Genomic DNA, 11,727 nt, shown 5'->3' on the forward strand with positions numbered 1-11,727 from the left:
TTGTCTAGCTTGGTGGCAATTCTGGAGGCCACCGTGATAGACGCTATACACAAACCAATCGCCAATACGTCGTTCCGGGCCGTGGATTATTGTGCCTTGCTGGGGCGCGACTATCGGACGCTTCCCTATTCGTTGCGGGTTTTGGCTGAGAATGCAGCGCGTCATTCCGAGGGTGGTTTAGCGGCGCTGGACGTACTCGCGCGGGCCGGGGATGCGGTTCCGTTTCGCCCTGCACGCCTGTTGCTGCATGACATGCTGGGTATTCCAGCGCTGATCGATATCATGGCCATGCGCAACCGTTTGGAAGAGGTGGGTGGCGACCCGAACGTGGTTGATATGAGTTTGCCGGTCGATCTGGTAATCGATCATTCCATGTCCATCAATCATTGGGCTGAAAAGCTTGCGCTGACCAAGAACATGGATCGCGAGTTTGAGGTGAACCGCGAACGCTTTGCGTTTCTGAAAGCCTGTGAGGCGAGGTTCCCAAAGCTGCGGGTTATCCCACCCGGAGGGGGCATTTGCCATCAGGTCAACCTTGAATATCTTGGGCAGACGGTTCTGCCGTCCAATGAGAACCCCGATATACTGATCCCGGATTCTAGCCTGGGCACTGACAGCCATACCCCGATGATCAACGCGCTTGGGATCATCGGCTGGGGTATTGGCGGGCTCGAGGCTGAGGCGTTGCTGTTCGGCGAAACCACGCCAGTAAACGTCCCACGCGTGATCGGGCTTGAGGTCACGGGTAAGCCTTCAGACCATGTGACCGCCACGGATATTGCGTTGGTCATCGCCGAGAAGCTGCGCGCGATTGGGGTGGTCGACACCTTCGTTGAGCTGTTTGGCAGCGGCTATGCTGAACTGAGTGTGGCCGACCGTGCCACCATTGCCAATATGGCCCCGGAATATGGCTCGACCATGGTATTCTGCCCGGTGGATGAGCGTACAATCGGATATCTGCGTCAGACCGGCCGCAACGACAGTGCCAAACTGGCCGAGCTGTATTGCCAAGAGCAGAACCTGTGGGTCGAGGGTATGGATGCTTCGGTTGACTATGAGCAGGTTGTCGAACTCAATCTCCATCAGATTGGCCGCTCGGTTTCTGGCCCGTCGCGCCCGGAACAGCGGATCGATCTTGCGGCTGCAACGGATCGCCTGAGTTTCGAAGGTGAGGTCGAGCGCAGAGTGCCCGTGCCCAATGCGGCACATGACATTGGCGATGGTGACGTGATCATTGCGGCTATTACCAGCTGCACCAACACAGCCAACCCCCGCAACATGGTTTTGGCTGGCCTTGTCGCCCGCAACGCTGTAGCGCGTGGGTTGACTGTCAAACCGCATGTCAAAACCTCTTTGGCGCCGGGCTCGCGCGTAGTGGCCAAATACCTGTCTGAAAGCGGCCTGCAAGATCCGTTGGATGCGCTTGGCTTTGAGGTTGCCGCGTTTTCCTGCTCGACCTGCAATGGGATGTCCGGCCCCCTTGAGCCCGCGCATGAAGAGGCGATCAAGGCACATGATGTCAAAGGCATTGCGGTCTTGTCAGGAAACCGGAATTTTGCCGGGCGGATTCACCCGCTCGCATCGCGAAACATGATCGCCTCGCCGCCTCTGGTTGTGGCCTATGCCTTGATGGGAACGATCCTGAAAGACATCACAACCGAACCGCTGGGAACCGATCAAGATGGCAACCCCGTGATGCTGGATGATTTGTGGCCCTCTGCGGATGAGGTGACGCGGATTGTTGAGATCTACGTGACGCCTGAAGAATTCCGCGACAATTACGCGACCATCGGGGATGTCAACGATCAGTGGAATGCCATGGATGTTGGGAAAGGGCCCTATGCATGGGAGCCTTCGACCTATGTCTCTTTCCCGCCTTTCGTAAAAGACATCAGCCCCAAGAAGATTGGGCTTGAACCCCTGCGGGATCTGCGCCCGTTGGCTATTCTGGGCGACAGCGTAACGACAGATCATATCTCACCTTCGGGTATCATCACGCCCGAGTCAGAAGCGGGGCAGTTTTTGCAGGCACAAGGCGTCGCGCAACGCGACTTTAATTCTTTCGGAACCCGACGCGGTTGTTCTGACGTTGTTATTCGCTCGACATTCGCGAACTATCGCCTGCGCAATGAAATGACCCCCGACAAAGAAGGGTCCTGGACCAGGGTGGAGCCCGATGGGCACGTGACATCGATTTTCAAGGCGATCGAAACCTATCTGGACCGGGATCAGAAACTCGTCGTGATCGGAGGTAAGGAATATGGCTGCGGCTCCTCCCGGGACACAGCGGCCAAAGCCCCGTGGTTGGCTGGCATTCGTGCCGTCATCGCAGAAAGTTTCGAGCGTATTCATCGCTCGAACCTTGTGAATATGGGGATCGCGCCGCTGTGTTTTTCGGAAGGTGTAGACCGCAAAAGCCTGCAACTGGACGGGTCCGAGACCTTTGATATCGATTTCAGTGAGGACCTGAACACAGCCTCTCTGACCATCCATCGAAAGGATGGTCGTACCCAAACCACGCCGCTGGACCTTCGCCTCTACAATGACGGCGAACGCGCGACCTTTGCCGAGGGCGGATTGTTGCCGCGCGCGTTTCGCGGTTTTCTGGCTGGGGCGGCCTGATGGCAGAGCGGTTGCGAGCGGCATTCTATCGGGGCGGGACCTCGAAGGCGGTTGTGTTCAACGGTGCAGATTTGCCCAAGGATCAGATGGTGCGTGATCGCATATTCCTGCACGTCCTGGGTAGCCCGGACCCCTATGGCCGGCAGTTGAACGGAATGGGCGGGGGGCTGTCATCGCTGTCCAAAGTGGTGATTGTTGAACCGTCGAGCCGGGACGATGCGGATGTGGAGTACACCTTCGTACAAATTGCGGTGGATGAGCCAGTTGCCGATTACGGCTCGGCCTGCGGAAACATGTCATCCTGTGTCGGGCCCTTCGCTGTTGAGGAAGGGATGGTTCCGGTTGCAGCGGGTCAATACGAAGTACTTGTTCGCATCTACAGCACCAATACCGACAGTATTTATCACGCGCGCTTTCCAGTGCGCGATGGCCAACCCGTGGAAGAAGGCTCGTTTGAGATTCCCGGTGTGTCCGGGGCTGGGGCAAAGGTAACAATAGACTTTCTGGCCCCCGGTGGTGCGGGCACCGGGATGCTGCTGCCAACAGGTAATGTTGTTGATGTTCTTCAGATTGACGGGTTCGGGGCGCTTGAGGTCTCCTTGATCGATGCAGCCAATCCGGTGGTGTTTTGCCGTGCTGCGGATCTGAACAAAACGGCCACCGAACCTCCGCAGGATTTGGATGGTGATCCTGAATTCATGGCGCTGATAGAGCAAATTCGTGCAGCGGGGGCTGTGGCGATGGGGATGGCCTCATCTGTTGGAGACGTGAAACGCTCAAGCCCGAAGGTCGCCATGCTTGGTGACTCCAAGGGATTCACGGCCCTTGATGGACGTGCGCATGGACCGGGCAGCCATGACGTGAATGTACGGCTTGTCTCGATGGGGAATTTTCATCGTGCCATTACATTGACCGGAGCGATGTGCGCTGCAGTCGCTGCCCAGATACCGGGCACGCTGGTGCAAAAGATCGCGCAACCCACAACTCAGGACCTGCGCATCGGCAACCCGTCGGGTAATTTGCCGACCACTGCGAATGTCCAGACTCGTCCATCTGGACCTGAGGCGATATCTGCCGGAACGTTTCGAACCCAAAGGCGCCTCATGGAAGGTGCGGTGCTGTATCCGGCCGAATTGGCGGAGGGTGCGCTTTGATCAATGCGAACGATAAACCCACAGCAGACCTGAGCGATGCGCATCCCAACAAGCTCTGGCCGGTACGTCAACAGTTCACGGATTATGGAGCAAAAAGAAGCTTTGCGGGGCGTATCCACACCGCAGTCACGGCTGAAGATACCAAGCTGGTTCAAGAGAAACTCTTTACTTTGCAGGGAAATGGCGGTGTCATTGTTCTGGATGGCGGCGGATCACTGCGCACGGCATTGCTGGGAGATATGATGGCAGAACGGCTGATTGCCAACGGATGGTCAGGGATCGTCATAAACGGGGCAGTTCGTGACAGTGAACGTCTTGCGCGTCTTGACCTTGGGATCAAAGCGCTTGGGACGACGCCGGTTCGATCAGGCAAGAGCGGCATTGGGGCAATCAATGTTCCTGTCGCCTTTGGTGGAACTCTGTTTGAGCCGGGGCAGTACATCTTCTGTGATCAAGACGGAATTCTGGTGGCACAGAATCCGATCTAACAAAAATAACGAAATGCCAACCAATGGGAGGAAACAATGGCAAAATTTCAACTTACACGCCGGACCTTTGCGGCTGCTGCGGTGGCAGCGATGTCGCTGGGGATGCCGACGCTTGCTCAAGCGCAGGAAGTCGTGGACAGTATTCACTTTCTCATTCCTGGCGGCGCTGGCGGCGGCTGGGACGGTACAGCCCGTGGTACTGGCGAGGCACTGACAAAGTCAGGGCTTGTCGGAACTGCGAGCTATGAGAATATGTCGGGCGGTGGTGGTGGTAAGGCCATCGGCTATCTGATTGAGAACGCAGACAGCAATCATGGCACCTTGATGGTCAACTCAACGCCTATCGTAATCCGGTCGCTGACAGGCGTGTTCCCACAGAACTTCCGCGATCTGACGCTTGTGGCCGGAACGATCGGTGACTATGCGGCGCTGGTGGTTGCGGCGGACGGGCCAATTCAGGACCTGAACGGGCTGATCGAAGCGTTCAATGCTGATCCAAATTCGACCGCCGTTGGTGGCGGATCAGTTCCCGGCGGGATGGACCATCTGGTTGCAGCCATGGTTTTCCAGGCGGCGGGCGCTGATCCAGTGGCCATGAAATACGTCCCTTATGATGGCGGCGGTGCCACCATGGCAGGCCTGCTGTCGGGCGAAGTTCAGGCAGTCTCAACAGGCTTCTCCGAAGCGGTTGAACTGGCCAAAGCAGGTGAGGTGCGCATCATTGGCGTGACCTCGGATGATCGAGTGGACGCCTATCCAGATGCTCCAACCATGAAAGAGCAGGGCAATGACACCGCGTTCGTCAACTGGCGTGGGTTCTTCGCGGCCCCTGGTCTGCCTGACGACAAGCTGGCGGCTTATCAGGACGCTTTGACCCAGATGTACGGTACGCCGGAGTGGGTGGAAGTTCGTGATCGCAACGGCTGGGTCGACATCCACAACAACGGTGATGACTTCCGTACCTTCCTGGAACAGCAGGAACAGGAAATCGGCGATCTGATGAAGAAGCTTGGCTTCCTCTAAGTCGACCGTTCACAGCTAAGAAAGGCGCCCGGCCCTAAGCCGGGCGCCTCAAGTAATTTGGGGAGGGGATGAAATGGCACTGGATCGCTGGATTGCGCTTGTCATTCTTTTGATCTGTTTGGCCTATGGCTATGCGGCTTTTTTCACCATGGATGATTTGCTGCCGCCAATCATGCGGCGCAGCCCGATATGGCCTTCGAGCTTTCCCAAAGTGCTGGTTATTGGCGCCATTCTGATGGCCCTTTCGATCATTCTGGGTTTGGAAAAGACGCCCGAGAAAGAAAAACCGGCAGATATCAATCTTGCGAAACTGCATGAATACAAGGTCGGCCAGGCTGTGATGTTACTGGCGCTGATGGTCGCCTATGCGCTGCTGTTGCGCCCCTTGGGATTTCTGGCGTCGACCTTCCTGTTTCTAAGCATTGGCAGTTTCATACTTGGAGAGCGACGATACGTTCTGATGGCTGTTGTCGGCGGCGTCGCTGCTGGTGTTGTCTGGTATCTTGTTGATGTGGTGCTTGGGATTTTCCTAAGCCCGTTCCCCGGATTTCTGACCGCTATGGCAAACGGAGGCTGATATGCTTGAGGGACTTATGACAGGCCTCGCAACGGCCTTTACACTCACAAACATCCTGATGGTGATCGGTGGGTGTTTGATCGGAACTTTCATTGGCATGTTGCCGGGTTTGGGGCCGATGTCGATCATTGCGATCATGATCCCGGTTGCCATCACCATTGGCGATCCTTCAGCGGCACTGATCCTCTTGGCAGGGGTTTATTACGGCGCAGTCTTTGGTGGCTCGACTTCATCAATCTTGATCAACGCGCCGGGGGTGGCATCGACAGTGGCCACCAGTTTCGATGGCTATCCGCTGGCTCGTTCGGGCCAAGCGGGTAAGGCGCTGACCGTTGCCGCGATCTCATCCTTTGCGGGTGGTACAATTGGGGCGGTGTTGTTGATGGTCTTTGCCCCAGCTTTGGCCTCGGTGGCGTTGCTGTTCCATTCCTCAGAGTATTTTGCGCTAATGGTCGTCGGCTTGTCCGCCATTGCAGCATTTGCAGGTACAGGACAGGTTGGCAAAGCGCTGTTGATGACGTTTTTAGGTCTGATCATGGCCACGGTGGGCGAAGGCGTTCTGTTCAATTCGCCGCGTTTCACCATGGGGATCATGGACCTGCAATCTGGCTTTGGCTTCATTACGCTTGCGATGGCCATGTTTGCCTTGCCCGAGGCGATTTACCTGGTGCTTGATCCCAATCGGTCCAAAACCGGCGATGGTGATAGCGGCAAGATCAGCAATCTACGCATCGACCGGGAGGAGGCCAAGAAGATTGCACCGGTGATTGGACGCCAATCAATTCAAGGCTTCTTTATTGGCGTCTTGCCAGGGGCAGGCGCGACCATTGCATCCTTTCTTGGGTATGCGGTCGAACGGAATATCGCACCGAAGGAAGAACAAGAACGCTTTGGCAAGGGTGAGATCAAAGGCATTGCCGCACCGGAAAGTGCCAACAATGCCGCCTGTACCGGATCGTTTGTGCCTTTGTTGACGCTGGGTATTCCCGGGTCGGGCACAACCGCGATTCTGCTTGGGGCTCTGATCGCCTTGAATGTCAGCCCGGGTCCACGGCTGATGATCGATGAGCCGCAGATTTTCTGGGCCGTGATCATTTCGATGTATCTGGGCAATCTGGTTCTGCTGATCCTGAACCTGCCGCTGATCCCTTACATCGCCAAGGTTTTGGCGGTGCCGCGCAATTTCCTGATCCCCTTTATTTTGTTCTTTACGCTCATGGGGGCGTATATCGGGCAGAACAACGCGACAGAGCTGCTGATACTGGTCGGCTTCGGTGTCTGCGCGACGATCTTGCGCTTTGCAGACTATCCACTGGCGCCGCTGCTGATCGGGTTCATCCTTGGGCCGCTGCTTGAGAACAACTTTTCGCGTGCAATGCAGCTTTATGATGGCATGGGCTTTATCTGGGAGCGCCCGATGACTTTAGGGCTTCTGGCGATCGCCGTCATACTGGTTTTGCTTCCAAGCTACCGTCAGCGTCGGGCCGTCGCGCGCGCCAAAGGGGTTGCCGACGGCGACTGATGTTCAACCTTGGTGTTGTGGGTATCGCGGGTCACGCGCCAGACAGAGTTAGGTCTGGCGCGTGATTATCTATCGTCTTTGTCAAGCAATGCCGCAGCTTTAGCCGCCTGAGAACACAAACATCAGCTGGCCTCTGCAAGCAGGCTTGCATTACCGCCTGCGGCCGTGGTGTCGACACAGACGTGGCGCTCCATTACGCAGCGTTCGCCGAAATCGCTTTCAGTGGCCAACGGGATAAGGGCGCCGTCGCGATCTGCCAGCGCTTTTCTTATGGCACGCTGTTCGGCCTCTGACCCCCAGTAAACGACGAGGTCAAAGCCACGGAGCGCGGTAAGAGAAGCCGGGTCGAGTACACCGTCTATTGCGCCGATGCCTTGTGCACCGGGTGCGACCGTGATCGGAGCGCAGCCATGTGCGCGAACAATCGACGCCTGCTGTTGCGCGGCGACAAGATTTGGCCCCAAGCACAGAACCTTACCACGACCATAGGTCGACAGAACGTTGGATTCTCCGGTTGGGCCGGGTAATTCAGAAGTACTGAGCGCCAGCCTTTCGGGGGTCGCCGTTGCGTCAATCGCCTTCTGAACATCGGCTAGCGATGCCATGGTTCCGGTTTCGGCTGGAAGCTGGCTGGACGTGCCTTGGGTAAAGCGCCTCACATAGGAGGGGCCACCTGCTTTTGGCCCGGTTCCTGAAAGACCCTCGCCCCCGAACGGCTGCGATCCAACGATCGCGCCAATCTGATTACGGTTGATATACATGTTGCCTGCGTTCACACGCGATGTGACCTGCTCGATCCGATCATCAATCCGCGAATGCATGCCAAAGGTCAGACCGAACCCGGTTTGGTTGATCGCATCGACAACATGATCCAGCTCCGATGCTTTGAAGGTCGCGACATGCATGACCGGGCCAAAGACCTCTTTTTCCATGTCGCCGATACCCGAAACGCGCAGAACGGTGGGCGGCACAAATGTGCCCGTGTCGGGAATAGCAAACTGTTTGAGGACACGGCCCTGACGGCGTGCAACCTCGATATAGTCCAGGATTTCTTTCTGCGCCCCACCCTCGATGACCGGACCGACATCTGTGCTTAGATCCCAAGGGTTGCCGATGACCAGTTCGTCCATCGCGCCATAGAGCATTTCCAGAACCGTATCTGCGACATCTTCCTGAACATAGAGGATACGCAGGGCCGAACAGCGCTGACCAGCGGACTGGAACGCCGATGCGACAATGTCCTTGATCGCTTGCTCGGGCAGCGCCGTGGAGTCGACGATCATGGCGTTCAACCCGCCAGTTTCTGCGATCAGCGGGGCACCGGGTTCGATCTTTTGGCTCATTGCGCGGTTGATGGTCTGGGCTGTGAAGGTCGAGCCTGTGAAGCACACACCGTTGACGCGGGGGTCAGACGTCATTTTGGCGCCGACAACGGAACCACGGCCGGGGATCAATTGCAGATTGCTGATAGGCACACCCGCCTGATGCATCAAACGAACTCCGATTGAGGCGATGATGGCCGTCGGTTCGGCGGGTTTTGCAATCACGCCGTTACCTGCTGCAAGTGCCGCCGCGATTTGGCCCGAGAAAATCGCCAGAGGGAAGTTCCAGGGCGAAATACACGCGATCACCCCGCGCGCCGGGCGGTTCAGCTCCAATGCACGCGCTGCGTAGTAGCGTAGGAAATCGACGGCCTCGCGCAGCTCGGCAATGGCGTCCATCGGGGTTTTACCGGCTTCTCGGGTCAGGGCTGCGAAGATTTCGCCGAAGTTCTCCTCGTACAGATCCGCAGTCTTATTCAGAACCTCTGCGCGCGTTTGGGCATCCGCGCTCCAGGCCTTTGCCGCGCTCAGCGCTGTTTCCATGTCTTCTGCAGCGGCCTGCTTTGCAGTTCCCAGCTTGTCCGCGTGATCAGCCGGGTTGATTACGTCAAGAACGCGGTCACCGATGACCTCACCTTCGATGATCGGGCCGACATTCCAAACGGTGTTTCGGAAGGGGGTGCGGGCCTGTTCAATCTCTGCCAGATCGGTTGTGTCATGCAAATCCCAACCGCGCGAGTTCGGGCGTTCGGTCCCGTATAGAGCATTCGGCATCAGCACAGATGAGTTGCGGTCGGGGGTGGCAATTGTTTCGAACGGATCGGTGGCGATGGCTTCGGCCGGAACAGCTTCATCTACGATCTGGTTTACGAAGGAAGAGTTTGCGCCGTTTTCCAGCAACCTGCGGACCAGATAGGCCAGAAGATCGCGATGCGCGCCAACCGGAGCATAGATACGGCAGCGGGTGCCTTCGCCTTCCAGCACCAGATCGTGCAGTGAATCCCCCATGCCATGCAGGCGCTGGAATTCAAACGCGCGCTTGTCATCAGCCATTTCCAGAATGGCCGCGACCGAATGTGCATTGTGCGTGGCAAATTGCGGATAGATGCGATCCGTCATCTCAAGCAGTTTTTTGGCGCAACAGATATAGGAGACATCGGTTGCTGCTTTTCGGGTGAACAGGGGGAACCCGCCAAGCCCTTCGACCTGTGCCCGTTTGATTTCGGTGTCCCAATAGGCGCCTTTGACCAGACGCACCATGATCTTGCGATCAAGTTCGGTGGCCAGCGCGTTCAGCCAGTCCAGCACATGAGACGCACGTTTTCCGTAGGCCTGAACCACAACCCCAAAGCCATCCCAGCCTGCCAGCGATGGATCACGCAGAACGGCTTCGATCACGTCAAGCGAAAGGTCGAGCCGGTCAGCCTCTTCCGCGTCAATATTCAGGCCCATGCCGGCGTATTTCGCTTGCCGTGCAAGTTTCAGTGTCAACGGCACCAGCTCGGCCATGACCCGGTCTTTCTGACCAACTTCATAGCGGGGATGCAGCGCTGACAGCTTGATCGAGATGCCCGGGTTTTCGCGAATATCCTTGGAGCGGCATTCCCGTGCCAGAGCGGCAATGGCGTCCTGATAGGCGATAAAGAACCCCTTTGCATCTGCTGCCGTCAGTGCAGCCTCACCCAGCATGTCGTAAGAATAGGTGTAACCCTGCGCTTCTTTCTTCTCGCCGCGCTTAACCGCCTCTTCGATGGTTTGACCCAGAACGAATTGAGCCCCCATTTCTTTCATCGCACGTCCGACAGCCGCGCGGATCACCGGCTCACCCAAGCGTTTTACGGCGCCTTTCAGGGTCGCAACAAGGCCGCTGCCTTCCTGAAGAACCTTGCCAGTCAGCATCAGCGCCCATGTCGACGCGTTGACCAGTGAGGAAGAGGAGTTGCCAAGGTGCTGGCCCCAGGCCGAAGGTGCAATTTTGTCTTCGATCAGGGCGTCGATCGTATCTGCATCCGGCACGCGTAACAGCGCCTCGGCCAGACACATCAGGGCAACGCCTTCGCTGGTGGACAGGCCGTATTCGGCCAGAAAGACCTCCATCAAGCCGGGTTTGTCGTCGGCCCGGATCGATTTCACCAGAGCAATTGCACGGTTGCGTGCTGCTGCACGATCAGATGCTGTCAGTTCAGCCGCTTGGGTGAGTTCTCTCAGAACCTCGGATTCGTCACGCAAATGGTTCTGGCGAATTCGGTTCCTGATTGTAGCCAACTCTGACATTGCAGCTCTCCTGAGTTCTTTGCGCTTTGACGCTTGCCGCGTAGGATATCAGAGTTCCAGAATTCGTGTTGCCTAAAGAAAGGCAAAAAGGTAGAAAAAAGTACTGAAATTGCTGAAATAAGCAGGCATAATGGTGGAAATATCGGGCAAGAATAGGCAATTAGATCGCCATGATCGCGCAATCATTGCGATTCTTGCGCGGGAAGGCAGAATACCTGTTACAGAGTTGTCTGTGCGGGTTGGTTTATCAAAAACCCCATGCCAGATCAGGCTGAAACGCTTGCAGGAAGATGAGATCATCCTTGGTTTTCAGGCCGTAATCAATCCGGCCAAGATGGACCTGGAGCAAGTGGCCTTTGTCGAGGTCAAGCTGTCCGATACGACCGAGCCCGCTTTGTCCGCTTTCAATGCAGCGGTGCGCAAGGTGCCAGAGGTTGAACAGTGCCATATGATTGCGGGGGCATTCGATTATTTGATCAAGATCCGTACATCGAACATGAGGACATTTCGCGAAGTGCTGGGAAAAACCATCTCGTCCCTGCCTAACGTCGCCAGCACGTCGACCCATGTCTCAATGCAATCTGTCAAAGACAGCGAAACATTTTAGGCACAGCTGTAAACGCGACACTGGTATACGTGATATGTGGCTTTGAAATTTTCCGATTTGCTGGCGTTTGAGTCGGTTTGTCAAAAGATGATGAAACCAAAACTGATGGCCTTTCGCTCATCGATTGCGGCGATTGAT

Annotated in this window: 8 protein-coding genes; 7 read left to right on the forward strand and 1 reads right to left on the reverse strand. The window is 56.5% G+C overall.

Annotated elements, in window-relative coordinates; all coding sequences use genetic code 11:
* Window positions 1–33: 33 nt before the first annotated feature.
* The 6 genes from acnA (at window position 34) to ACR0JX_RS14860 (ending at window position 7,386) form a co-directional block, all read left to right on the forward strand.
* Window positions 34–2,622 (forward strand): aconitate hydratase AcnA, encoded by a 2,589-nt coding sequence (gene acnA, locus ACR0JX_RS14835; protein WP_480544557.1) that lies wholly within the window; start codon window positions 34–36, stop codon window positions 2,620–2,622.
* Entirely contained in the window at window positions 2,622–3,776 is a 1,155-nt protein-coding gene (locus ACR0JX_RS14840; RefSeq protein WP_480544558.1) for a PrpF domain-containing protein, read from the forward strand. The genes acnA and ACR0JX_RS14840 overlap by 1 nt, the downstream gene beginning before the upstream one ends.
* Window positions 3,773–4,264 (forward strand): ribonuclease E activity regulator RraA, encoded by a 492-nt coding sequence (gene rraA / locus ACR0JX_RS14845; RefSeq protein ID WP_480544559.1) that lies wholly within the window; start codon window positions 3,773–3,775, stop codon window positions 4,262–4,264. The genes ACR0JX_RS14840 and rraA overlap by 4 nt, the downstream gene beginning before the upstream one ends.
* Window positions 4,265–4,300: 36 nt before the next feature.
* Window positions 4,301–5,287: a tripartite tricarboxylate transporter substrate-binding protein gene (locus ACR0JX_RS14850; RefSeq protein WP_170535431.1), complete on the forward strand. Its 987-nt coding sequence runs from the start codon at window positions 4,301–4,303 to the stop codon at window positions 5,285–5,287.
* A gap of 73 nt (window positions 5,288–5,360) precedes the next feature.
* Window positions 5,361–5,864 carry a tripartite tricarboxylate transporter TctB family protein gene (locus ACR0JX_RS14855; RefSeq protein ID WP_480544560.1) on the forward strand — a complete coding sequence of 168 codons (504 nt, stop codon included), beginning with the start codon at window positions 5,361–5,363 and terminating at the stop codon, window positions 5,862–5,864.
* A gap of 1 nt (window position 5,865) precedes the next feature.
* On the forward strand, window positions 5,866–7,386 hold the full coding sequence (locus ACR0JX_RS14860; RefSeq protein ID WP_480544561.1) for a tripartite tricarboxylate transporter permease: 1,521 nt from the start codon (window positions 5,866–5,868) through the stop codon (window positions 7,384–7,386).
* Between the two features lie 122 nt (window positions 7,387–7,508).
* Here the strand turns inward: ACR0JX_RS14860 and putA are convergent, their stop codons facing one another.
* The gene (putA, locus tag ACR0JX_RS14865; protein ID WP_480544562.1) at window positions 7,509–10,982 is read right to left on the reverse strand and encodes a bifunctional proline dehydrogenase/L-glutamate gamma-semialdehyde dehydrogenase PutA; all 3,474 of its coding nucleotides are present in this window, start codon (window positions 10,980–10,982) and stop codon (window positions 7,509–7,511) included.
* A gap of 130 nt (window positions 10,983–11,112) precedes the next feature.
* Between putA and ACR0JX_RS14870 the strand changes: the two genes are divergently transcribed.
* Window positions 11,113–11,589 (forward strand): Lrp/AsnC family transcriptional regulator, encoded by a 477-nt coding sequence (locus ACR0JX_RS14870; RefSeq protein ID WP_480544563.1) that lies wholly within the window; start codon window positions 11,113–11,115, stop codon window positions 11,587–11,589.
* The last annotated feature ends 138 nt before the right edge of the window (window positions 11,590–11,727 follow it).

The organism is Ruegeria sp. AH7, assembly GCF_056541325.1.